We start from the raw sequence: 24,091 nt of genomic DNA, 5'->3' as shown, positions 1-24,091 counted from the left end.
ACCCATTGGTGAGTTACCAAAACTGGTTGAAAGTAGCGTCTCATGTAAAACACGTTCCAGCAGTAACCAAGCCGTGTTCAGGGTACATGTACCCGTCGAACCATTGGCCCGCAGGCTGGCGCCTGCCTTGTGTCTGAATGAAGTGGTGGCCAAACAATATGGCCACGTCGAAGTGCGCTATAGTGGTGAGCTGGCTGAGCAAATTGACTATATCGCGAAGGGGCTTGCTGATCTGACGTTGTCAAAAGACAATGTTATGGCCGCGCTGAAAGCACAATCGACCTACAATTATATGCCAGTCGTGGGTTACCCTACCTACACAGCCTTTTTTATCTCAAATCGGGAAAAGCCGAGATTAGACAAAGCCTATTTTTTAGATAAAAAAATTGGCTTGCTCGATTATCCCACCAGTCGTTCCGGCCACATTATTCCTAAGCAGATGTTTAAACGGCTTGAACTGGATATGCGTGTTCTGGATATCCAGTACGTCAGCTCCCATCAGGTACTGAGAGAAAAGCTGTCATCTGGCGAGCTGGACATTATCGCCACCTACTGGCAAGAAAGCGACGAAAGCCGCTTTTCTGCTAATTACATTACACCGATTGGAGAAAATATTAGTGGTAGCCGTTGGTACATGAAAATGGATGTCGACAACACGGATCTGGCTTGTGCGTTACAGAATCTATTACAGGAAGTAGCCAAAAACAATGGCTCAAGTTACTTTGACGAATTAGATTTGTACTGGCAATGCAACAAATTACCTGTTTATTTTATTGGAGAAAAAAATGAGTCGTAAAACGGGTATGCTTGCGTTTGCTATATATAGTGTCATTTTTACGGTGATTTTTGCTTTTGCACATGAGCACGCAATTCGACACGCTATCGAGCAAGATTTAGATAGTATTAAGTTAAGAGTGGCGCTGGATAAGAACAGGCTTCCTATTGCGGTCCCACACCTGAATTACGCCGGTGACGCAACCCGGGTGCAGGCGTACATTGATGCGCTCAACGACAACTTACAAAAGAAAACCAGTCGGATCCGGATAGAGAGTATTGCCAGTAGTGACGGAGAGTTGAAAGAAGGCCAGCTGTTACTTTCAGGTGCAGATGGCGATACGGCTATCGGCTATCAGGCTAATACCAGCCATAACTATTGGTTGTACATCATTCCCATTTTAATCGCATTGTTAAACCTGGCTTTTTATAAATCCGTATCAAATAAAAGAGAACAGGCTAAGCGGCAAAAAGCAACAACAGTGACGGCTAAACCTCAACCACAGCACCTGGTTGTGGATTTATACTCAAAGACCTTATGTCTTAGTGGAGACAAAGCGTGTCAGGTTCAGTTGGCCAACAAGCCCTTGTGTTTTTATCTTGCGTTACTGGAGTTTTGTTTACATAACCCGAAAGTATCGTTGAACCAGAATAAAGAGTTGCCAGATGAGCTATTGGATATTGCTGATAAGTACTTTCATCGCTTAGTCGCGTTGGGACATACTATCAGGAAGCGTCCTAACTTTTCGAACAGTCTGGAGAAAACTCTCAGTGAAATACGTGCTGCACTGGATGAGTTACTGACACACCAACCCGATCTCAGGTTAAAGCTTTACCCGCCTAAAGCACATGGCGAAGGTTCACGTTCTAAGTTGCATAGCTATGGGCTAAAGGCATTGGGAGCCAATGACGTTGAAGTTATTGGTAAGTAGCACGTTGGGGTATGTATTTGGTATACCCCAACATTTTTTAATGACTATAAAGACGAGCGCTTGATCGGAGTATGACGTTCAATATAGTCTTTCAGGACCTGAGCATCTGTGCTGTCTGTCGCTGTGAATCCCGGTTGGTCAGTTAACACTGGGTAGCCATCGCCCCCGGCAGCATTATAGCTATTGATACTCATACGATAGGTCTTGTCTGGTTCAACGCGCTGCCCCTGGATTTTTACGTTCGCCAGTTCACCATTGAGTAAATCGAATTCGATACCGTGATATTGCAAATAGGCGCCTGAGTCTGGCGGAAAGCGACTAACCACTGACAAATAGTCTAGGAGCTGTTCGCCACGCCAATCGATATAAGCAATTCGGTTTCCGAATGGGTGCACGGTAAGAATATCTTTATAGCTTATTTCGCCTGCTTTAATACTGGCGCGTATACCGCCACCACTGATAAAGCCAAAGTCTGCTCCAACGGCCGCCATTTGCGCTTTGATAACTAAATCTCCCAATGGACTTTGTTTAAAGCGAACCGTGCTTCTGCGTCCATCCAGAAAGGCATCAACTTCACCAACAGCCCCTGAGATTTTGCTTTCACCTGTTTTCTGGAATGGTGCAAGGAAAGCTTTTAATTCAGGATCGTGTTCGATGTATTTAGTAGCCCATTGTCCCTGAGCGTTTTTAAGATTAACCGGTAACAACTCATAACTTTGTAGTGTTTTTTTGCCGTCTGAAATTTTGAATACCGCTTTACCGACATATTTACCCCATTCATGAGCTTGCATTATCCAGATACCGTTTTGTTGATCTGGTTTACACGCCTTCCCAGGTACGAAGTTATTGTCTTCAGTACCATTTTCGTCGATACATACGGGCTCCTGTGAATGACCACCGATGATCATATCGAGCGTACCTTCAGGCACGTTGCGGGCAAGTGTCACGTCACCTGGTGCGTTAATTCCAAAAGAAGCGTCGTGGTAATGGCCCATGTGGGTTACTGCAATGGTTACATCAGGATTGTATTGCGATTTGATCTGCTCAGATAGCTGGGCAGTGATAGGCGCAGGATCTACAAAATCTAAGCCCCCTACAAACTCTGGATTAGCAATTTTTACTGTATCAACGGTCGTCAATCCAATAATTGCGATCTTAAGACCTTGCTTCTCAATAACAGTATAAGGCTGATAGGCGTGCTCGCCATTGTGCTTATGTAATATATTAGCTGACAGGAGCGGGAAGTTGGCCCAGGCAATTTGTTTATCAAGCACATCCAGCGGATTGTCAAACTCATGGTTTCCGATGGCCATAGCATCATAGCCTAGCCGGCTCATGCCTTTGAAGTCAGGTTCGGCATGTTGTAAATCGGACTCAGGCACACCAGTATTTATATCACCGCCAGACAGTAATACGACACTGTGGCCTTGCGCATGGGCTTTCGCTCTGAGTTGGTCAAGCAGGGTTTTCCTGGCTGCCATACCATACTCACCATCTTCATTGTGCCAAAAACGGCCATGGTGATCATTGGTGTGTAACACAGTGAGGTAGCGGATCGTATTATCTGTTGACGGATTAGTTGACTGTTGTGTCGAATAGCACGCTGTCAGCGATAGTGCCAGCAGCGACGGAATGATAAAGCGCATAAATTTACTTCAGTGGGGACTAAAACTATGCGCTCTAGTTTAAACTAAAAGCTCTAAGTAAATATAGCTGATTATTGAACTTTTGACTTCATTCTTGAGTCACATACTGCATTGTGCCTGCGAGTAAGTTCATCTTTGGCTAACGCCTGTTTGGCATGGCCGGTTGCGACCATCCAGTTCAGAAAGCTCACTGGTAATTTGCAGTATGGTTCTCCGCTGTGTAGCCCAAAATCGCAGATCGGTTGATTTATTTCCATTATGTGCCCCTGATGATCTGTAGTTGTCATTATATTTTGCGCCTAATGTTATCAAATGGATAAACTAATGTGATAAAAAATTCTTTTAAGTTTTGTGATTATTATTACTAATAGGCATAAGAAGGCCTAACGGGTGAGTCCCGAGCGCTTGAAAGATAGGTGTATTGGGCCTGTAAGTGGCTAAAATATATGGCGGAGATTGAATTGTATCGGGGTTAAATGGTAGCGTTTGAATATCGATAATAGCCTTGGATTCACCAGGCTAAAATAGTGTATTGAGATGGATAGTTAATGAAAAAAACGATGTTAGTGGCCAGTATCACGCTGGCTTTGTTGTCCGGGTGTGTGGCAACGCATAACGGAGCGGGAAATACCTCAGTTGCACCTTTAGCTAAGGAGCTGGTTGTCAGCCCGAATGACAATCGACAGTATAAGACGCTTACTCTATCAAATGGCATAGAAGTCATTCTCGTTTCAGACCCTGAAGTTGAAAAGTCAGCAGCGGCGTTAAGTGTCGGCGTTGGTTTACTTCATGATCCTATGTCACAGCAAGGGATGGCCCACTACCTGGAACATATGCTTTTTCTGGGCACTGACCGTTTTCCCGATACACAGGGTTACAAAGACTTTATGAGCCGTAATGGCGGGTCTCACAACGCTTATACCTGGTTAGACATCACTAACTATATGTTCAAGGTAAATAATCAGGCCTATGATGAAGCACTCGACCGCTTTTCTGATTTTTTTAAAGCACCCAAGCTTTACCCTGAGTATACCGACAAAGAGAAGAATGCAGTTAACGCCGAATGGTCAATGCGCCGTGAATTGGACTTCTTTGGTCAATATAAACTGTCACGTAGTATGATGGGCTCGCATCCGGCGAATCGCTTTTTGATTGGAAACCTGGAAACCTTAGGCGACAAGCCTGGCAGTAATCTGCATCAGGAAACCGTTGCTTTTTATAACAAGTATTATTCTTCAAATATCATGAAGTTGGCGATGATATCTAATTTACCTTTGTCTGATATGACTAAAAAAGCGCAGCGATATTTTGCTACGATTGAAGACAAGCAAATAGAAAAGCCACAAGTAGACGCTGAGCTGGATTTTTTGAAGCTAGGAAAGAAGCGTATTCATTATGTGCCTAATGAAGATGTTAAGACGCTGAAGCTGGACTTTACCATCGCCAATAATCGCGAAGAATTTGCGTTTAAGCCAAATTATTTCGTGACGTATCTGCTTAGTAATGAAATGCAAGGCAGTCCGGCGCAGGTGCTTAAACAAAAAGGGTGGATCTCTGAGCTCACAGCTAATGCTACGCCAGATTTGTACGGTAACTTCGGCGCTTTAAGCGTAGATATCCAGTTGACCGATCAAGGCATGCAACAACGTGAGCAAATTGTCGCGACTGTCATGCAATATATTGCATTGATCAAAGAGCAGGGAATCGACAGCAAGTACTTTAATGAGATCAGAACTTCTCTTGCCAATCAGTTTCGTTTCTTAGAGCGGGGTGATGAATTTGCTTACGTTTCTGATCTTGCCGATAGTATGCAAAAATATCCGTTGAACCATGCTATTAATGCACCTTACCACTTTGCTGATTTTAACGAGCAAGCCGTTAAAAGTGTTTTGGAACAACTGAATCCACAACGGCTAAGGGTTTGGTATATCAGCAAACAAGAACCAAATGACCAAAAACTACATTTTTATGATGGTCGTTATCAGATTACCGATATCACAGAGCAAGAAATTGCATCTTGGCAAGGTGAGCCAGCGCCAGAGTTGTCGCTCCCAAGTATAAATCGTCTACTTCCTGAGCAATTCGATGTTGTTACGCAGTCAGAAAGTTCGGATACAGTCGACAAAATATATGAAGATAGTACAGTCGCAGTTTGGCAAAAGACCAGCGAAAAATATGGTGAACAACCAAAGGGTCGCTTATTGGTTCATATTAACTCTCCGCTGATGTTAGACAGTGTGCAGGTGCGGGTTGCCGCAGCACTGTGGGCCGATCTATACGCAATAGAAAAAGCGAAATTGCAAACAGAAGCATCGGTTGCGGGTATGGGGATGCGAATGAGTGTGAACAATGGCTTATTGCTTACCTTATCAGGGTTTACAGATAAGCAGGGGATGCTGTTGTCTCAGTCACTGGAAGGGTTAAAAGTGCAACCAACGGCTAAGCAACTTGAACAGGCCGTTGATCGATTTATCCGCAATATTAAAAATCAACGTCAGCAATTTCCGTTCTATCAGGCATTCGGTCGGTATCAATCTCTTGTACGTACAGGTAATTTCGATGAAGTACGATTGATTGATACGGCCTCTAAGATGACCAGAGATACATTCAGTAAGGCTCAAAATGATATTTTGAACCATCACACTGTGCGAATATTTGGGTATGGTAATTACGATAAACAATTCCTTGCGGAGGTAGTGAAACAGGTCAAGGGAACACTGTCAAAGCCTGTTGAGCGCAATGACTATGTTCGTGCTGATTTTCTAAAACCGAAAGCAGGAGAAGCGCTGGTCTGGCAGCAAGACAGTGAGACGGCAGACGTCGCTATTGTTGATATGTTTGTCCACCCGGTACCTGGGTATGCTCAAAAAGCAGCGGCCCAGATACTTAAATCCCATTTGAGCAGCCATTTATTTAATGCTTTACGCACCGAAGAGCAGCTAGCCTACGCTGTAGGCGCAGTTGCACAAAGTATTGACGAGCACTCGGCGTTTGGCTTTTATATTCAGACTCCCGTATTAGATGTGCAGTCAATGCAGGCACGATTTGACCGCTATCGACAGGAATATACCCAGGCATTGAAAGAGCTCGATGAAGAAGCCTTTATACAGCTCAAGCAGGCTGCCCTTTTGTCTTTGAAGCAGGTCCCTAAGAATCTTGCAGAAGAGTCTCAGCCATTCCTGATTGACTGGTATCGTGACAATTTGACATTTGACTCCAAAGCAAAGCTCATCGCCGCAATGGAACAGGTGACACTGGCTGATATCCAGTCTTATTACCAGCAAAGTATGCTCAATACTGAGGCATCAAGAATCAATGTGCAGATCCGTGGCAAGAAGTTCGCTGATAAACCATTCGCGACTTTACCAAATGAAGTGAAGCTCGACTCTATGGCTGAGCTCTATAAGAAGGCGCGTTTTGAATAAACGGCCATAACGTTTGCGGGACAAGTTGTCCCGCTTTCTCGAGGATCCACTGTTATGTCAGACATAGTAACGCGCACAGAGCGGTTAATTATTCGCAGAGCTCAAATCGCAGACGCGGAGTTGATTTTTGAACTGCTTAACCAACGGAGCTTTATCGATAACGTTGCGGATAAAGAGATCCGAACCTTGTCCGATGCACAAAAGTATATTGAAAGTGCTTTTTTTACACCATACGACCTGGCAGCGCCAAGCCCCTACATTGTCGCGCTAAATGACGGAACTGCGATTGGTATTTGCGGTCTCTATCAGCGGCCTTATCTGGAGTTTCCTGATCTGGGATACGCTTTTCTCGATCGGTATTGTGGGAAAGGGTATGCTTTCGAAGCGGCAGCGGCATTACTGTCATTTGTTCATAAGTGTGGCAAGTATAAGGCGCTCGGAGCTATTACAACCCCTGAAAATACGGCGAGTAACAAGCTGTTAGCAAAGCTCAACTTTGTTTTGGTTGGCCGGTTTGAGCTTGTGCCGGGTATGGCGCAGACTAACTTATACGTTAATCTGCTGGAGAGATAATATCCCCTGACCCGATTTCAGCGTGCAGTTGTGCCATCAAAAGCTGCCAGTTAGCCTGGTGAGCGCTTATCAGAGCCGTGAAGCCATCTTGCGAGAGCGCTGATTGATAGTCAAAGTGTTTAACACGGATCAGCCTGGTTCCATTATCACTTGTTTGATATAGGTGCCAGGCACCTCTCAAAATGGCGCCTTGCTGGTAATGACCGGCCAGATCTGAGACTTCAATAAGCAATCTGAAATCACCAGTATTGAAATCACTGGCATGGGCAGAGAGTACGGGCGACAAGCCTTTACCTTCGAGATGCTTGAGTGTTTCTTTGGTCAGTATTAGCTTCGGGTGTTCTGCCCAATAATGATAGTTAGCAATGTGAACAGTATGCTCTGAAGTATACTGGACCAGTGCTTGCTGGTCGGCAACCCCAACAATGTTGACCTCATCGACGTATACTCTGGGGGCACCAATGCGGGGGCTTTCCTTTGTATCGAGCGCTGAATCAAAGCGGTAGTACTGATATTGAGCTGGGTCTGATCCCGCACAGCCTGTCAGTATGATTGCCAGCAGCGCAATAACCGCTCTCATTAGCGCTGCTTCCTGGGTTCAGGATCTGCCAAAGTCTCTTTATCGAACAGCAGCATATTAGGCTGTTCATTTAGGCCTTTCGACACAGGCTTGAGCGAGTTACTAAGGCTTTCAAGTTCTTGCAGAGTATCTGTCAGTTGCTCGACCATACCTGAGCCTTTCTGGTAGTTGTTTAGTGTTTGCTCAAATTGTTTGAGGCTGGCAGTGAGTTGTGCCAGCGTTCCCTGTAATTGTGTTAGATTTTTTTCCACTTTTTCAGATACTTTCGTTGTGTTGAAACTATTTACCAGTGCCTGCGTTTCTTCTGCCAGTGCTGTGAACGCCTGCATCGTTTGTTGTGCTTCATTGAGCGAGTTATCTAGTGGCAGTTTGTTGAGTTTGTTCAACAAAGCCATAACTTGCTCTGATAAAGCTGTAAATCCACTCGGTACACTCGGCAACACCGGGTACGCGAAATTCATCCCTAAGCTGGTTGGAGGGGTTGAATTGTAAAAATCTAGCTCTATATATACCGCACCTGTTAAAATATTACCACTTTTTAGTGACGCCCTTAGGCCATTTTTAATCCATTGTTCTATATTTTCCTGCCAATATTGTTTGGCTTTGGCATCGACTTCATAAATGCGTCCGTACTCAATTTTGATAAGTACAGGAATAGACGTGTTGCCCTGTTGAAAGTAAAGTGGCTGTCCATTTTGCTCGAGCCTTGCTGGGACTTGCTCAACGGTCCCGATACGCATACCCCGATACTCAACCGGTGCACCGGGTTTTAATCCCCGAATTGATTGTTCAAATTCAACCAAATAGTGATCAAACAAATCAAAGCGACGCTCCAATGCAACCGCGAAATTTTGATGCAGCGTAAATGCTCTGCCTTCCTGAGCAACCTCTGTGCCGTCTTGCCCAGGTGGATAATCTACAGATATTCCGCCTTTAATCATCTTTGCGAGTGAACCTGTATTGAGGTTAATGCCCTCACTAGTCAGCGAAAGCTCTACCCCTGAATTGATCCAGAAAATCGCATTATGAGTGATTAGGCGGTCGTAGGGAGAGTGAATGAACACCCCGTACTCCATTTGTAAAGAGTCGGTATTAAACACTGAGCTCTCAATCTGCCCCACATGATAATTACGGAAAAAGATCCCGGTGCCCACATCCAGCACTTCGCCACTGGTTGAGCTGAGCTGGAAACGCACACCTTCAATGTCTGTCGAGATAAGAGCTGGCTGCTCCTGGAGCGTATATAGACTGGTGCGCTGCTTACTTTCTCCCGGCAGCAACTCGATATATACACCAGATAATAAGGTGTTAAGTCCGCTTATTCCAGATTGATCAATACGTGGTTTCACTATCCAAAACTTAGCGTCTTCTGTGAGCAAATTATCATAATGCTTTTCGATACGCACAGTGGCAACAACGGCTTTCTGCTCTACTTGCAGACGAAGTGATTCAACCACACCAACTTTAACACTGCGGACTCTTATCTCCGTCTTGCCAGCAATGATACCATCGGCACTTTTCATCTTGATGTAAACTTGATGGCCTTTGTTTTGTTGATGCTGATAAAGCATCCAGCCCGTTATCAAAACAGCCAGCAAGGGGACTACCCAGATAACGGAAAGCCTGGGCTTGGGCTCGATATGCGCTTCTTTATTCATGTTTATTTAAAGAGTCCCAAAGTAAACGAGGGTCAAAATTGTTCACAGCAAAGATTTGGCAAATAACCATGGCGGTAAAAAAGACGATGCCTGGCTGTGGCTCCACGCTCAGTACAGTACCAAGCTGTACGAGAGAAACCAAGAGGATCACGACGAAAACGTCTATCATTGACCATTTACCAACCGCTTCGAGGGCCCGGTAGAATTTAGCTGCCACTTTTGGGTTAGTCGGGTAGCTAACGCGGTAGAGTAAATAGAACAATGTACCTGCCTTTATCAGTGGTATACAGATACTTGCTATGAAAATCACAATAGCGATTGGATATGAGCCATTTTTCCAAAGTACCTCTACACCACCATAAATGGTTGCCGGTGTATGTAATCCCAGATTGATCGTGTCCATAATTGGAAAGGATAAGGCTGGTACCATAAATATCAGCGAAGTAATCATCCAGGCTGCGCTACGCGCGACAGAATTGTCTTTACGGTAACGTAATTTTGCCTTGCAGCGCGGGCAGTGAGCACTGCGACTGATCTGCTGACAGACATGGCATTGTTTGAGGCTTTGTGTACTAGCACGCTTGGCACAATGCTCAATTGAAGGGGTAAAATGTGCTTGCTGAAGTTGCCAGAGTTGATGTTGGCTCAATAAAGACAAAGTCTCAATAAAACATAATACGAATAGAATATACGCCCAAAAACCAAGTCCAACTTCAATCTCTGCGAACGCAGTAAGCTTAAATGCACTAATTAATACAGCAACCAAAAAGATATCGGCCAAATTGAGTGGCCTTAGCGCCATTATAAATTTTGCAATGACTCGGGCATTATGCGGGTTCATTTTTTGCCATAAAGGCGTATGCACCAAAAGAATAAGCGTGCTGGCAATGAATGGTAAAATAACGATGCTGGTGCTCAGCAGCACCGCCAGGAACACACTATAGTGTTCGGCAAGCTGCATGATCGCTGCCATTAAGCTAATGGTTTGCTTTAGGCCATGTTGCGCATAGGAAATAAAATGTGGTTGCAGGCTTAATAACAGAAAGATAATTGAGGAAAGACTAAATGCAGCTATCCATTGTGCGTAGTTGCGCTGGGTGGTTGCCAGTACATTACCGCAATGCGGGCAAACAGCCCTTTGCTGTTCGCCCAGATCTTGAATGGACACTAAAAAATCACAATGCTGACAGGCGACTATCACAGTTTAACCAATACTTATGTTAACTCCTACATATAGTGTGAGTGACTTAGTGGCTTTAATCAACTGTCAAATACCGCTACCGTCTGTCTGCTCAATGCCAGTAACTTTCCATCTTGTGAGAATAACTTAGCATCTTCTATGGCATAGCCATGTTCTGCCTGATGCGTAACAGCCTCCATTGCGAACCATTCAGTGCCCGGTAATTCAACATCATCTAAGAACTCAACGTACCAGGACATACTGCTTGCGGGTGTAGGGCCTTTGCATAGTTGCAGCAGAGTCGGAGGCCAGGCATCTGCAAGTGCAAGTAGGTGGAGTACAGACAAATGCGGCTGTGCAGGCGCTTTGAATTTCATCCAACCACCTATATGACTGGAACTGGCATTACTAAACGGCAAGGCACCTTGTTGCAGATTCAGATCGATGTGTTGAATAAAAGCCGGCATTACACCTTCAATATATGGCAGCGTTTGTTTGTCATTAATTTCTTTCAGTGTACTTTCGTCTTGTGCACGGACTGTGATAGCAGATGTGCGCGGTTTACCAAAGCAGGCGAGTGCAACAAGGCAAACCTGGTCATTCTGAGTAATGGTGGTTTGCATCTGAGTTGCATTCTTACCGGCACGCAATAGCTGAGTATTGAGTTCAAATGGCGTTTCGCTCAAAAGTGGGCCGACAAAATTGCAATTGAAAGAAAGCAGACGTCTATTTTGATCGTCAAGTTGATTTAACATGTTTTGTAACATCAAAGCAGCTGAAAGGCCGCCAAATACGGTTCTACCTTGTCCCCAGCTTGCAGGTAATGATGGAAGTTGCGCCTGAGCGTGTTTTAGCTCAGGCAGGGAGATGAGTTGGTCAAATGTCATTGCATTTACTTTTGATTGGTCTTTAGTGTCTCTTATCTGGTCATACCAGAAGTTAAAAGTCAAATTTCGCTGATTTTTGATGAAAAAAACGGCATGGCAAAAAAATTTCAAAAAAAACCACTTTTTTTTTGTTGAGACGCTTGAATTACAAATTGCCGCCCCTATTTATCAAGTCATCTAACAGAACAACGAATTTTTGAAGTCGGAGAAGATTCACATGGGTAAAATTATTGGAATCGATTTAGGTACTACTAACTCTTGCGTAGCGGTACTTGATGGTGATAAGACACGCGTTATCGAAAACGCTGAAGGGGATCGCACAACGCCATCGGTTATTGCATTTACCGAAGAGGGCGAAACGTTAGTAGGTCAACCGGCAAAACGTCAGGCTGTGACTAACCCTCAAAACACATTGTATGCAATCAAGCGTCTGATTGGCCGTCGTTTTGAAGATGAAGAAGTTCAGCGTGACATCAGCATTATGCCATTTAAGATTGCTAAAGCAGACAACGGTGATGCCTGGGTTGAAGTACGTGGCGAAAAGCGTGCTGCACCTCAGATCTCTGCTGAAGTCCTGAAAAAGATGAAAAAGACAGCCGAGGATTTCCTTGGTGAAGAAGTAACAGAAGCCGTTATTACTGTTCCTGCATACTTCAACGATTCACAGCGTCAAGCGACAAAAGACGCAGGTCGTATTGCTGGTCTGGACGTAAAACGTATTATCAACGAGCCAACAGCTGCGGCACTTGCCTACGGTATGGACAAGAAACAAGGCGACAATGTTGTTGCTGTTTATGACCTGGGCGGTGGTACATTCGACATTTCGATCATCGAAATCGACGAAGTAGAAGGTGAGCACACGTTTGAAGTACTGGCGACTAATGGTGATACACACCTTGGTGGCGAAGACTTCGATAACCGCGTAATCAACTACCTGGTTGCTGAATTCAAGAAAGACCAGGGCATTGACCTGAAAACTGACCCGCTGGCAATGCAGCGTGTGAAGGAAGCTGCAGAAAAAGCGAAAATCGAGCTTTCATCTGCACAGCAAACTGAGGTAAACCTGCCTTACGTAACTGCTGACGCAACAGGTCCTAAGCACATGAACGTGAAGTTGACTCGTGCAAAGCTTGAGTCTCTGGTTGAAGACCTGGTTGCACAGTCTATCGAGCCGCTAAAGCGTGCACTCGCTGATGCAGATCTGTCTGTAAGCGATGTAAATGATATCATCCTGGTGGGTGGTCAGACACGTATGCCACTAGTGCAGAAGCAAGTAGCAGAGTTCTTTGGCAAAGAGCCTCGTAAGGACGTAAACCCTGATGAAGCGGTAGCGGTTGGTGCTGCGGTTCAAGGTGGTGTACTTGCCGGTGACGTGAAAGACGTACTTCTGCTTGACGTTTGTCCTCTGTCTCTGGGTATTGAGACTATGGGTCAAGTCATGACTGCGCTTATTGAGAAAAACACGACTATTCCTACTAAAAAGTCTCAAACTTTCTCAACAGCAGAAGACAATCAGTCTGCGGTAACAATTCATGTACTGCAAGGTGAGCGTAAGCGTTCAAGTGACAACAAGTCTCTTGGCCAGTTCAACCTGGAAGGTATTCGCCCTGCACAGCGCGGTGTACCTCAGATTGAAGTAACCTTTGACGTTGACGCGGATGGTATCTTGCATGTCTCTGCGAAAGACAAAGACACAGGTAAAGAGCAGAAGATTACTATTCAGGCATCTTCAGGTCTGAGCGACGATGAAATTGAAAACATGGTTCGTGATGCCGAAGCGAATGCTGAAGAAGACAAGAAGTTCGAAGAGCTAGTTGGCGCTCGTAACCAGGCTGATGCTATGGTTCACGCGACTCGCAAACAAGTTGAAGAAGCAGGTGATGATCTACCAGCTGATGACAAAACAGCCATCGAAGCCGCACTGTCTGAGCTGGAAACAGCCATTAAGGGTGAAAGCAAAGAAGAAATCGATGCTAAGACTCAGGCACTTGCAGAAAAGTCTCAGAAGCTGATGGAAATTGCTCAGGCGAAAGCTCAGGCGCAACAAGCTGGCGGTGACGCAGGTGCGCAGCAAGCAAACAAGGCTGACGACGATGTAGTAGATGCCGAGTTTGAAGAAGTGAAAGACGACAAGTAATTGTTGACTTATCATTGCCCACAGGCTTAGCCTGCGGTGCTAAACAGGGCCTGTTTATCCTTCAAGTTCTAATGAATGGCAGAGGTAAGCAGGCTCTGACGTATTTAAATTTAGGCGATAAGTAGATTGTGAACGGAGCTGGCAAGTCTCATAAGCAGCGCAATCAAACAAATATTCGCCAGGCGGTCATCACAATGGCTGATCGCTCAGTAATAATTGTGTGAGAACTATGTCAAAACAAGACTATTACGACGTTCTTGGGGTATCAAAAGACGCCGGTGAACGTGACATTAAAAAGGCCTATAAACGACTTGCAATGAAGTATCACCCAGACAGAACTGCGGGCGATGCTGAATTGGAAGCAAAGTTTAAGGAAGTAAAAGAAGCCTACGAAGTCTTATCAGATAGTCAAAAACGCCAGATGTATGATCAATACGGCCATGCTGCCTTTGAACAAAACGGTGGTGCAGGCCATGGTGGATTTGGCGGCGGTGCTGATTTTGGTGATATTTTCGGGGACGTATTCGGTGATATTTTTGGTGGCGGAAGACGTCAGTCACGCCAGCAGCGCGGTGCAGATCTGCGATATAGTTTAGATCTGAGCCTGGAAGATGCAGTACGCGGCAAAGAAGTCGAAATCCAGGTTCCGACTTGGGTCTCTTGCAAACCTTGTGATGGCAGTGGCGCAAAGTCTGGGTCTAAACCAAAAACATGTCCTACCTGTCATGGTGCCGGCCAGGTCCAGATGAGACAAGGTTTCTTTGCCGTTCAGCAAACTTGTCCTACCTGTCAGGGAAGTGGGCAGGTTATTTCTGATCCATGTGATAGCTGTCACGGTCAGGGTCGCGTTGAAAAAACCAAAACATTGTCAGTTAAAATCCCTGCGGGTGTTGATACGGGCGATCGTATCAGGTTATCTGGAGAAGGTGAGGCTGGCATGCACGGTGCACCTGCAGGTGACTTGTATGTTCAGGTGAGCGTGAGAGAACACCCCATCTTTGTTCGAGATGGTAACAATCTTTACTGTGAAGTACCGATTAGTTATACCACAGCGGCTTTGGGCGGTGAGATTGAAGTTCCGACTCTGGATGGTCGTGCAAACCTTAAAGTACCTTCAGAGAGCCAGACTGGTAAGATGTTCCGTATGCGCGGTAAAGGCGTGAAGTCGGTACGCAGTGGTGCTGTGGGCGACTTAATTTGTAAAGTCGTGATCGAAACGCCTGTCAATCTTAATGAGAGACAAAAAGAGTTGCTTAAAGAGCTTGAAGAGAGCATGGGCAGTGATGCAGGAAAAAATCGTCCGAAGGCGCAAGGCTTCTTTGACGGCGTAAAGAAGTTCTTTGATGACCTGACGAAATAATGTCAGAGGTTTACCTCTGAGCTGACAGGCATATCAGAAAAACAAAACGGCGCTTTATGGCGCCGTTTTCTCTCAGTTTAACAGCATGAGATAATCCATATCTCCAGTACACTTACAAGCCAGTACTGTTCGACTGTGTCCTGTTAAAAGAAGCCCATCGGTACAGCCTAGTCGCTTACACTTGGACGCACAGGCCACACTGCTTTCCCAAAAATAATATTCGTTGGTTAAGAAAGACAAAGCAAAGTAGCTAACCGCATATACGGCTGCGATACGAACAAGACCTTTGTTCATAACGACTCTCCCGCGCAATAATACAGTGCGTATAGAGTTAATAAGACTTTAGTCTAATTTGGCGTTTTGTCTACCTTAAGATAGGGTTAAAAGTAACCTGTGGAGGATTATGTCTGACTGAAGCGACTAAACTTGTTTCAGCAGATTAACAAAACTTGAGTTGGTACTGAAGTTTATGGCAAAAATGTCGCAATTTTCTCGTCATAATGTGCTCGACTATTCTTCCTAACGCAGACTGCTGTTGGTGAGGTACTATAGAATTTTTATGATAAGGGGCAGGAAACACTTATATGACACCCGCTATTCAGTTACTTAACAAGCATAAGATCAGCTTTGAGGTGCTTAAGTTCGAGCACGATCCGGGTATCACGGAGTTTGCACACGAAGCGACTCAGGCATTGGCGCTGGAGCCGCATAAAGTGTTTAAAACGCTGGTTATCAGTGTTGATGGCAGGTTAAGTGTTGCTGTCACACCTGCTACTCAAATGGTTGACCTAAAAGCGTTTGCTAAAAGCTGCAAAGGCAAAAAAGCACAACTTGCAACGCAACAACAAGCCGAGAATGCGACAGGGTACCAACTGGGCGGTATCAGCCCCTTTGCACACAAAAAACGCTTGCCAGTGATTTTGCACAACTCTGCACTCAACTATGACACGATCTATGTTAGTGGGGGACGACGAGGTTTAGAGCTGGCGCTTAGTCCGACAGCACTTAAAACGCTGTGCTTAGCCCAGGTTGCTGATTTTTAAGCCATCTACTCTTATCTTACCTTTGACTGCTTTCTAATGAACAAAATAGTGTTTTTCTTCCCCCTCTTTTTTTGAATAAAAAATAGTCAGTTGGCTGGTTTCAGCGAACACTTGTAAGCTATTAATTATTTAGAATTTTTTTAAACAACTCAGACCTTTCAGTAAAAAAGCCGTTAAAAAATAGCATAGAGTAATTGATCTAAACGGAATTTTATGCCGTAATGTAACTATATCAATCTGGTCGGATGAGTTTATTATGAGTTTAAGAACACAATTAAGAAAAATATTGCCAAGCATTTCGGTGACTGAACAAGAAGCACTCGATGCGGGTGATGTATGGCTTGAAGGCTCAATCTATCGCGGGAAACCAGACTTTGACGCATTGCGTGCGGTGCCGGAAGCCAAATTAAACAGTGAAGAGCAAGCGTTTTTGGACGGTCCCGTGCAAGAATTAATGGCGATGATCGATGATTCTGTGATCCAGAACGAGAAGCATTTGCCAGAGCACATTTTAGAATTTTTGAAAAAAGAGCGCTTCTTCTCTTTGATTATTCCTAAAGAGTATGGTGGCAGAGAGTTTAGCCCGTATGCGAACTCAACCATTGTAGGCACTATAGCGACAAAATCGTCTGCGGTTGCCGTTACTGTCATGGTTCCAAACTCTTTGGGGCCTGGTGAGTTGCTAATGCATTACGGAACCAAAGAGCAGCAGGCACATTATCTGCCTCGGCTTGCCAATGGTACCGATATTCCTTGTTTCGCATTGACCAGCCCTGAGGCAGGTTCTGACGCAGGTGGCATTCCGGATCAGGGTGTTGTCACTAAAGGCCAATATAACGGTGAAGAAGTGCTTGGTCTGGAAATAACCTGGGACAAACGTTACATCACACTCGCGCCTATTGCGACAGTACTGGGATTAGCATTTAAAGTACTAGATCCGCAAGGCTTTCTCGGTGGCAAAGAGTCTTTGGGAATAACCTGTGCGTTGATCCCCAAATCGCATCCGGGTGTTGAGCTGGGCAACCGCCACGATCCAATGGGTATCCGTTTCTACAACGGTACTACGCGCGGCGAAAAAGTGTTTATCCCAATGGACTTCATTATCGGTGGTCAGCAAAATATTGGTCGCGGATGGCAGATGTTAGTTAGCTGTCTGGGTGCTGGGCGTGGTATTTCTTTGCCAGCGCTGGGCGTTTCTACCAGTCAGGTTGCGTTGAAGTCGGCGTCAGAGTATGCGGCGGTACGTGAGCAATTCGGGCTGGCAATCGGTCAGTTTGAGGGGATCCAGGAAAAGCTTGCGGACATCGCTGGCAAAACTTATCTTCAAGAAGCGATGCGTGTACTGACAACGGAAGGTCTGGGTATGGGTCTGAAGCCGTCAGTGGTAACTGCTATTGCCAAATACCACATGACAGAAACGGGTCGGGATGTTTTGGATTCAGCCATGGATATTTTGGCCGGTAAGGCCATACAGAATGGTCCGCAAAACACGCTGGCCAGTGGTTATGTCGCACAGCCTATCGCGATTACCGTAGAAGGAGCCAACATCCTTACTCGAAACCTAATGATTTTCGGTCAAGGGGTTATGCGTTGTCACCCTTATCTGCAATCAATGGTTGAGGCAATCCACAGTGAAGAAGCGGATGCAGACAAAACCTTTAACAAGATATTGCGTAAGACAGTAGGGTATAGTGTTGCGAATAGTTTACGAGCATTCAAGCTAGGGCTACTGCCATTTACAGCGAGTAGTAACTCGAGTTTGCCAGAAGTACAGGCATACGAAAAAGCGGCACAGCGTTTGTCAGCCAAGCTGGCTGTGTATGCCGATTTCTCTTTGCTGGTTCTGGGTGGCAAGCTTAAGCAAGCTGAAATGCTATCTGCTCGTCTGGGTGACGTAATGAGCTACCTATATGCTGCCATGGCTTCTATCAAGTATTACGAGCAGAAAGTAGCAGTGACAGACCGTGAGGCTGCTGCACCATATTTCCATTATGCAACACGTTACGCGTTGGTCGAAGCCGAGCAGGCACTGCATAAGTTCCTGGATAACTTTCCGGCACCTGGTACACGAAAGTTCATGCGGGTGCTGACTATGCAGTTCGGTCATTCTATGCCGCGTATCAACGACGACATGATACGTGAACTGGCGACGGCTGCGCAATTGGATACCGCATTTAAGGCTCAGTTAACGCATTTAGTTAAGCCGCAAGCTGGTGACGGCCACGACATTAACGAGCAGGCTTATAAGGCTAAAATTGCATGCCTGGACCTGTTGAGTAAAGTTAAGCGAGCACTCAAAAAGCGTGAGATCAAAGCTGGGGTTCGTTTTTACGAAACACTGGACAATGCATTGATAGCCAAAGTCATTAATGAAACAGAGTACGCTCAGTTGATTGATTATAATCGTAAGCGTGAAAAAGCCATTCGGGTTGATGAGTTTGACTTTGACCTAAACTTGATTGACGAAGCTGATTCATCAAGTGTAGTAAAATCGGCGGTAAATCAATAAATTAATTTATTAGTTTGTCTCTTTCAAGCCCCATTTATTCGGGGCTTTTTTGTGACTGCGCAGCGGCACTGTGTCTGGGGAGAGCAGGGCAGACGTGTTACACTGTTTATGAAAGTTAACGGGTAAACGTCACAAGAATCTCAAGGAACGCCATGTCAACCTCCGCACTTGTCTCGCATGTTATGACCATGCTTCCTGACACACAGCAAGCCCAGGCATTATGGAGTGGCTGTGGTTACATTCATAAATTTACTTATCAGGGTGAGTTGCTCGTTGCCAAAGTGGCCACTGTACCAGCACAACTGGCGCATCGCCATATTACCCAGAGCGCCCATTCTTTGCGTCGAAAATATCAATCTTATGAGAAGGAATTGAACTTCTATCGACACACAGCGCAGCATTATATCGCAGTTTGCGCATTGCCTGAGGTTAAAGCGTTGGCACATCAGAACGAGGTTTTTATTCTGGTGCTTAGTGATTTTGAAGCGCAGGGGTATCACAATATAACCGCTGCGTCTCGTGTCCATCTTGATCACATGCTTACTTGGCTCGCACGCTTTCATGCGGTTGGGCTTGTCGGCCCTGATATACTGGCAGGGGTTGCGCGAGGAAACTACTGGCATCTGGACACGCGTCCGGATGAATTCGAACGTATGGTTTCCGGCAAGCTTAAAAATAATGCACAAGTAATCAACCAAAGGTTGCTTGATTGTCCTTATCAAACTTTAATTCATGGCGATGCGAAGCTAGCCAACTTTGCTTTTAGCTCAAAGCAGGCATTGGGTTATGACTTTCAGCATGTTGGTCTGGGAGTTGGGGTAGCTGATGTAATGTTACTCTTGACCAGTTTATACAGTGGCCGAGAGCTCGAAATGCAATCACTGGCGAGTTTGGATAGCTATTTTGAGCAATTAGGCCGTGCTTTGTCCGGGGTTTGGTCGACCGAGCAAATTGCCGAACTAGAGAAAAGCTGGCGGGCGTTATGGCCATATGTCTGGGCTGATTTCCAACGCTTTTTAATGGGTTGGAAGCCCGATCATCAAAAACTGACCGCTTACATGTTTTCTCAGAGCGAATTATGCCTTGCGCAACTTGGTGAGGCATGATGCTGAGTGCGTTAATAAGTGCAATTTGCTGGGCCTGTTTTGACTTTTTACGAAAGCAACTGGCTCAGCAGGTCAGTGCACCTTTGATGTCAGTGATCTTCAGTTTGCTGGTACTGCCTGGCTACCTCATTTACTGGGGTTGGTTGCAAGCACCTTTACCAGAAGTCGAGTACTTCGTTCCGGGTACGATAAGTGGTTTGCTCGCGGCGATTGGGAGTGTGTGTTTTATTCGCGGTCTGGCAGTTGGCAAAATTGCAGTGATGTTGCCGCTGCTTTCTGTAACACCTGTCGTGTCTGGTGCGTTTGCTTGGATTTGGTTGGGTGAACCGCTCGTTGAGGCTCAGGTTCTGGCCTTAGGTGCAATTACACTTGGTTCTTTCATACTGCAAGGTGGCAGGTTTGCGATCCGTGAGCCGGGCGCCGGGTATGTCCTGATAACAGCCTTGTGTTGGGGGATGTGCATTGTGTTCGACAAACAGGCCCTGCAATATGCTGAGGTGAGTTTTCATTTGATTTTTCTTACAGCTTCTGTGGCGCTAATCAATGGGATGATTTTCAGACCTGAGTTAGGTGCTGGCGTGTTATTGAAGTATAAATGGCAATGGGGAGGAGCTGCATTAGTCTTTGCCTTTGCTGTGTTGTGTCAATTGGTGGCTTTGCAACAGCTACAGCCAGGCGTGATGGAGGCAATTAAACGTGCTATTGGTATCACCAGCGCAGCATTGCTCGGGGTGTACTTCTATAAGGAAACACTGAGGCACTATCAATGGTTAAGTATCGCCGTGATTTTGGTCGGCACGGTCTCTTTATATTAATGGAGCAAGCTATTTTGCTTGCTCCAGGAGCGACAACCTCATCCATGAGCGCTGCCTTTTATTGATTTACTTACATTGTGCGCCTTTGCGCCATACATTGCTGAAAATGTCAGGGCGTGCACCTAGTGACCACCAGGTTGCCTGATATTCGTAGCCGCTGTACGATACTTTGTCGCCAGTGTTATAGTAAGTTCCGGCATTCCACGCCTCAACACCACTACAACCACCGCCGTTACTACCGTCAGTTACTGTTACATTCAGGCTCTTCGACGCGGTCTTATTGTTCGCGCCTTTAACCGTCAATGTGACGTTGTAAGTACCTGCTTGTGCGTAAGTATGGCTTGGGCTGGTTTGTGTGCTGGAGTTACCATCACCAAAGCTCCAGCTGTAAGTTCCAGCGCTTGATTTGTTGCTAAATTGAACACTCAGGCCGTTTGATGTCGCGTTGAAATCCGCAACCAAAACTGGCTGACCGCCACATCCCGCATTTACCAGGTAATCATAGGCGGCTTTAGCCTGTACGATACCGTGACCGTAGTAGTTGTCACGTCCGGCAGAACCTTTGTCTTTGGCTGTTGCATTAAGCGCCGAGCGGATTTGGTCCGCGCTACACTGAGGGAAGTTACTCCATACCAGTGCTGCTACGCCTGATACGTGTGGTGTAGCCATTGAAGTACCACTGATGCTCTTGTAGCCTTGGTCATTCCACGTTGAATTTACGCTCACGCCTGGGCCTGCAATTTCTACCTGGCTGTTATATTGTGAGAAAGACGCAACGCGCTCAGAGCTGTCGACGGCTGCGACCGAGACGACTGCATCATATGATGCTGGATAGCTAAATGAGCTGTTTGAACCGTTACCTGCAGCCGCAATATGTAGCATGCCGCGCTGTGCACTTGATGCGAAAGCATTACGCTCAGCAGTCGAGCTGCCGCTGCCGCCTAAGCTCATGCTGGTAACATTTGCACCTGCTGCTTCACACTGCTCAATCGCTTTGATTAGGTCAGAGCCATATGCCCAGCGACCTTGGTCATTGAAGACCTTAACGATATGTAAACCAAGCTGACCTGATGGGTTAACACCTACCACACCCTGTCCATTGCCGCCAAGCGCAGCAATAGTACCGGCTACGTGCGTACCGTGGCCGTTGCCGTCCTGATACCAGTTACCTGTATTATATGAACCGTGACCGTCATTGCCAGTCACACCTGTATTTGGCAGATCTGGGTGGCCACGTGTATAACCTGTGTCCATGATACAGACTTTTTTGTTACCCGCACTGCTGTCACTTACCTGGTTCGCCTGAACCATGGTGATACCATATGGGACAGATTCAGCAAGTGGAACTATAGAGCCCTCAGTGACCTGTGGCAGATAACGCTTAGGGTCAACTTCAATTGACGCAACGTTACCGCTCGCTTCAAGAGCTGATAATTGCTCTGGAGTTAGCTCCATGACCACCGCATTTACGCTTGTCAATGTCTCAATTGCTTCGGCGTTGGCTTGTGTAGCTATGCTAGCAAGACCTTGTGCTTTGAATTGAGCAAGTTCGGCACCAGATACACGCAATGGAAGCGTGTTGGCTACTGCAGAATCTTTAACAGTGACAATGACACGTTGTGTTTCAGACGCCTGTGCTGTGCCGAGTGCTGCTGTGACACCCAATGCTAGCAAAGAGTATTTTACGCTTGTTAGAACTTTGGTTTTCATAAGTTTACCTATATTACATGTTGTTAACCCTTATAACTAAAACAGGGAATGCCAGCGCTGTCAATAATGAAAAAATGAGGAAAATTTTGCTGAGGAAATTTTATACTTTTTGTGGATGGTTCGTAGATTGAAATTTGTTGCAAATGCAACTTGTGTGGCATTTTATTTTTTATATTTCGAATAAAAAAATTAAAATTTTAATTGCTGATTCAGTGTCTTAATATTGTAACTTTGACCACCAGTGGTGAACTGTTTAAAGTCAATGTCATTCAATTCAGCACTGTGTATAGCGCGATACAAAGGGCTAAATTTTTCTGAATATGGCCTAAAGATTGCAATTTTTTGCTCTCCAATAGCGCTAATCTTGCGGTCATGGAATTTTCTAATCTCTGTTAACAAGTAGCCGCCTAATAATACATGCCCACCCAGTGACACATCGATGACGTTTTCATGACCTAAATCCCAATTTATGCCCCCAACCTTAACATTCTCTCTCATATTGAGCTCAGATGCAGCCCGCGCAGCGCCGCGAGCAATGGCATCATTTGCACACCAGATAAGGCGGGTATCTGGAAACCGTTGCAGCAGCCCAAATGCCAGCTCGTAGGCGTTTTGTTCAGACCATTGTGCATCAATACGCTCAACCAGGTTTACTCCATAAGTACGATTAGTGTAGCCAAGCAAGCCTTGTTCGCGTTCAATTGCGGCATTTGTGGCAACATCACCCAGTAAAGCAAGCATTACGTAGCGCTCGCTTGATTGCTTTGTTCTGTCGGGTAAAGCGTCATGGAGCAGTTTGGCTAGCAGTCGACCTGCCTGATAGTTGTCAGGTGTAACGGAACCAAGTACGCCAATGCCTTTGGCTGCGATGCGCTTTAGTGCCAGTTTATCCGGGCTATTCAGTAAAAATGCGACGCGTTTATGCTCACCTGGTACGGTAAGCAGTGCGTCCGTAATAACGCCTTTTTCATCAACGAGAATAAGATAGTCGGTTTTACCACTGAGTGCGTCCTGTGCGAGTTTCTTCATATGAATATGATTCCTCTCGGCGTACAACGTCCTGAGTTCTATATCCAAATCTTGTGCTGCGGCTTCCATGATTCTTGTGACATTTTGCCAGAATGCGCCAGTTGGATTGGTGTGTTTATGGCCTGGATTGACGAAAGTCACAGTGATTGTTTGTGCACAGGGGGAAAAAGCCACGAACAGTAGCACAACAGACATAATTAACACTTTCATTGTGCACCTCGATGCCAGTGCGACAGTTTGTTTGCCGCGCTTTTACTTATATACTAGCCCATTCTTGATTAAGGGGGAAAAATGAAGCTGTTGATAATCTTTCTTTGTTCTGCGCTTTTTGTGCCGTCAGTCGTGGCACAGCAAAGTCAGGATTTGAATCAGACGATGAAGAATATGGGACATGCTTACAAGCAGGCGATGGAGGCTCAACAATCGGAAGAGATCAACAAGCATCTCGAAACTATGCTGCTTTTGATCCAACAAAGTAAGCAGCACAATTTCAAAGCTGATGTAAAAGTGCAATCCCTTCAGGGACTGGATAAGGTGTCAAATGTTATCCAGACGGCGCAAGGGTTGCTGGCTCAGGCGAAAATGCAACAAGCCAAAGATTTACTCAGACAGATTGACGGGTTGCGAAAGGAGTATCACGAATTGCATGAGCCACCTGGGTTCTGGGAATTATTATTCGGGAAGTAACCCTGAGTAGGGGCGTTTTCAGGAGGTAGGGGAAGTGCCA

At 45.6% G+C, this 24,091-nt stretch carries 19 protein-coding genes; 11 read left to right on the top strand and 8 right to left on the bottom strand.

What is annotated here, in order from left to right:
- Positions 1–73: 73 nt before the first annotated feature.
- Complete coding sequence (locus CWC22_RS19915) at positions 74–796, top strand: PhnD/SsuA/transferrin family substrate-binding protein (protein WP_228553170.1); 723 nt, start codon at positions 74–76, stop codon at positions 794–796.
- Positions 786–1,706: a hypothetical protein gene (locus tag CWC22_RS19910; protein ID WP_125557122.1), complete on the top strand. Its 921-nt coding sequence runs from the start codon at positions 786–788 to the stop codon at positions 1,704–1,706. Before CWC22_RS19915 ends, CWC22_RS19910 begins: the two co-directional genes overlap by 11 nt.
- 44 nt (positions 1,707–1,750) lie before the next feature.
- Here CWC22_RS19910 and ushA read toward each other — a convergent pair whose 3' ends face one another.
- Complete coding sequence (gene ushA / locus CWC22_RS19905; protein WP_138537923.1) at positions 1,751–3,352, bottom strand: bifunctional UDP-sugar hydrolase/5'-nucleotidase UshA; 1,602 nt, start codon at positions 3,350–3,352, stop codon at positions 1,751–1,753.
- A gap of 71 nt (positions 3,353–3,423) precedes the next feature.
- Positions 3,424–3,609, bottom strand: a complete 186-nt coding sequence (locus CWC22_RS24470; protein WP_138537922.1) for a hypothetical protein — start codon at positions 3,607–3,609, stop codon at positions 3,424–3,426.
- A 291-nt stretch (positions 3,610–3,900) separates the two neighbouring features.
- Here CWC22_RS24470 and CWC22_RS19900 point away from each other — a divergent pair, with 291 nt between their 5' ends.
- A complete protein-coding gene (locus tag CWC22_RS19900; RefSeq protein WP_138537921.1) occupies positions 3,901–6,777 on the top strand; it encodes an insulinase family protein in 2,877 nt (958 codons plus the stop codon).
- A 54-nt stretch (positions 6,778–6,831) separates the two neighbouring features.
- On the top strand, positions 6,832–7,350 hold the full coding sequence (locus CWC22_RS19895; protein WP_138537920.1) for a GNAT family N-acetyltransferase: 519 nt from the start codon (positions 6,832–6,834) through the stop codon (positions 7,348–7,350).
- Here CWC22_RS19895 and CWC22_RS19890 read toward each other — a convergent pair.
- From CWC22_RS19890 to CWC22_RS19875, 4 genes are read right to left on the bottom strand one after another with little or no spacing between them, the layout of a single operon-like run.
- Complete coding sequence (locus tag CWC22_RS19890; protein WP_138537919.1) at positions 7,331–7,930, bottom strand: PqiC family protein; 600 nt, start codon at positions 7,928–7,930, stop codon at positions 7,331–7,333. The two genes, CWC22_RS19895 and CWC22_RS19890, sit on opposite strands and share 20 nt — an antisense overlap.
- Positions 7,930–9,588, bottom strand: coding sequence for an intermembrane transport protein PqiB (gene pqiB / locus CWC22_RS19885; RefSeq protein WP_138537918.1), 1,659 nt, complete (start codon positions 9,586–9,588; stop codon positions 7,930–7,932). Before pqiB ends, CWC22_RS19890 begins: the two co-directional genes overlap by 1 nt.
- Positions 9,581–10,789 carry a paraquat-inducible protein A gene (locus CWC22_RS19880; protein WP_138537917.1) on the bottom strand — a complete coding sequence of 403 codons (1,209 nt, stop codon included), beginning with the start codon at positions 10,787–10,789 and terminating at the stop codon, positions 9,581–9,583. Before CWC22_RS19880 ends, pqiB begins: the two co-directional genes overlap by 8 nt.
- Positions 10,790–10,848: 59 nt before the next feature.
- On the bottom strand, positions 10,849–11,655 hold the full coding sequence (locus tag CWC22_RS19875) for an acyl-CoA thioesterase (protein ID WP_138537916.1): 807 nt from the start codon (positions 11,653–11,655) through the stop codon (positions 10,849–10,851).
- A gap of 196 nt (positions 11,656–11,851) precedes the next feature.
- Between CWC22_RS19875 and dnaK the strand changes: the two genes are divergently transcribed.
- From dnaK to CWC22_RS19845, 6 genes are all read left to right on the top strand, one after another.
- Positions 11,852–13,792 carry a molecular chaperone DnaK gene (gene dnaK, locus CWC22_RS19870; RefSeq protein ID WP_323744728.1) on the top strand — a complete coding sequence of 647 codons (1,941 nt, stop codon included), beginning with the start codon at positions 11,852–11,854 and terminating at the stop codon, positions 13,790–13,792.
- Between the two features lie 229 nt (positions 13,793–14,021).
- Positions 14,022–15,152, top strand: a complete 1,131-nt coding sequence (gene dnaJ / locus CWC22_RS19865) for a molecular chaperone DnaJ (protein ID WP_010381085.1) — start codon at positions 14,022–14,024, stop codon at positions 15,150–15,152.
- 584 nt (positions 15,153–15,736) lie between these two features.
- Positions 15,737–16,195 carry a Cys-tRNA(Pro) deacylase gene (ybaK, locus tag CWC22_RS19860; RefSeq protein WP_125557104.1) on the top strand — a complete coding sequence of 153 codons (459 nt, stop codon included), beginning with the start codon at positions 15,737–15,739 and terminating at the stop codon, positions 16,193–16,195.
- Between the two features lie 256 nt (positions 16,196–16,451).
- The gene (locus tag CWC22_RS19855) at positions 16,452–18,704 is read left to right on the top strand and encodes an acyl-CoA dehydrogenase (protein ID WP_138537915.1); all 2,253 of its coding nucleotides are present in this window, start codon (positions 16,452–16,454) and stop codon (positions 18,702–18,704) included.
- A gap of 152 nt (positions 18,705–18,856) precedes the next feature.
- Positions 18,857–19,810 carry a phosphotransferase gene (locus tag CWC22_RS19850; RefSeq protein WP_138537914.1) on the top strand — a complete coding sequence of 318 codons (954 nt, stop codon included), beginning with the start codon at positions 18,857–18,859 and terminating at the stop codon, positions 19,808–19,810.
- A complete protein-coding gene (locus CWC22_RS19845; RefSeq protein WP_230090682.1) occupies positions 19,807–20,625 on the top strand; it encodes a DMT family transporter in 819 nt (272 codons plus the stop codon). The genes CWC22_RS19850 and CWC22_RS19845 overlap by 4 nt, the downstream gene beginning before the upstream one ends.
- A 66-nt stretch (positions 20,626–20,691) precedes the next feature.
- Here the strand turns inward: CWC22_RS19845 and CWC22_RS19840 are convergent, their stop codons facing one another.
- Entirely contained in the window at positions 20,692–22,335 is a 1,644-nt protein-coding gene (locus CWC22_RS19840) for a S8 family serine peptidase (protein ID WP_125557096.1), read from the bottom strand.
- A gap of 189 nt (positions 22,336–22,524) precedes the next feature.
- Entirely contained in the window at positions 22,525–23,574 is a 1,050-nt protein-coding gene (locus CWC22_RS19835; RefSeq protein WP_138537913.1) for an ABC transporter substrate-binding protein, read from the bottom strand.
- Between the two features lie 81 nt (positions 23,575–23,655).
- On the opposite strand from CWC22_RS19835, the gene CWC22_RS19830 reads away from it, so the two are divergent.
- Complete coding sequence (locus tag CWC22_RS19830; protein WP_138537912.1) at positions 23,656–24,051, top strand: cytochrome b562; 396 nt, start codon at positions 23,656–23,658, stop codon at positions 24,049–24,051.
- Positions 24,052–24,091 lie beyond the last annotated feature (40 nt).

The sequence above is a fragment of the Pseudoalteromonas rubra genome (assembly GCF_005886805.2).
In the GTDB taxonomy this organism is placed as follows: Bacteria; Pseudomonadota; Gammaproteobacteria; order Enterobacterales; family Alteromonadaceae; genus Pseudoalteromonas; species Pseudoalteromonas rubra_D.
This window is presented reverse-complemented; position numbering and strand designations above follow the sequence as displayed.

Coding starts and splice junctions, on each gene's coding strand:
- CWC22_RS19850 (WP_138537914.1), top strand. CDS start 18,857: ATGTCAACCTCCGCACTTGTCTCGCATGTTATGACCATGCTTCCTGAC.
- CWC22_RS19840 (WP_125557096.1), bottom strand. CDS start 22,335: ATGAAAACCAAAGTTCTAACAAGCGTAAAATACTCTTTGCTAGCATTG.
- pqiB (WP_138537918.1), bottom strand. CDS start 9,588: ATGAATAAAGAAGCGCATATCGAGCCCAAGCCCAGGCTTTCCGTTATC.
- CWC22_RS19830 (WP_138537912.1), top strand. CDS start 23,656: ATGAAGCTGTTGATAATCTTTCTTTGTTCTGCGCTTTTTGTGCCGTCA.
- CWC22_RS19895 (WP_138537920.1), top strand. CDS start 6,832: ATGTCAGACATAGTAACGCGCACAGAGCGGTTAATTATTCGCAGAGCT.
- dnaJ (WP_010381085.1), top strand. CDS start 14,022: ATGTCAAAACAAGACTATTACGACGTTCTTGGGGTATCAAAAGACGCC.
- ushA (WP_138537923.1), bottom strand. CDS start 3,352: ATGCGCTTTATCATTCCGTCGCTGCTGGCACTATCGCTGACAGCGTGC.
- CWC22_RS19900 (WP_138537921.1), top strand. CDS start 3,901: ATGAAAAAAACGATGTTAGTGGCCAGTATCACGCTGGCTTTGTTGTCC.
- ybaK (WP_125557104.1), top strand. CDS start 15,737: ATGACACCCGCTATTCAGTTACTTAACAAGCATAAGATCAGCTTTGAG.
- CWC22_RS24470 (WP_138537922.1), bottom strand. CDS start 3,609: ATGGAAATAAATCAACCGATCTGCGATTTTGGGCTACACAGCGGAGAA.
- CWC22_RS19875 (WP_138537916.1), bottom strand. CDS start 11,655: ATGACATTTGACCAACTCATCTCCCTGCCTGAGCTAAAACACGCTCAG.
- CWC22_RS19835 (WP_138537913.1), bottom strand. CDS start 23,574: ATGAAAGTGTTAATTATGTCTGTTGTGCTACTGTTCGTGGCTTTTTCC.
- CWC22_RS19845 (WP_230090682.1), top strand. CDS start 19,807: ATGATGCTGAGTGCGTTAATAAGTGCAATTTGCTGGGCCTGTTTTGAC.
- CWC22_RS19910 (WP_125557122.1), top strand. CDS start 786: ATGAGTCGTAAAACGGGTATGCTTGCGTTTGCTATATATAGTGTCATT.
- CWC22_RS19890 (WP_138537919.1), bottom strand. CDS start 7,930: ATGAGAGCGGTTATTGCGCTGCTGGCAATCATACTGACAGGCTGTGCG.
- CWC22_RS19855 (WP_138537915.1), top strand. CDS start 16,452: ATGAGTTTAAGAACACAATTAAGAAAAATATTGCCAAGCATTTCGGTG.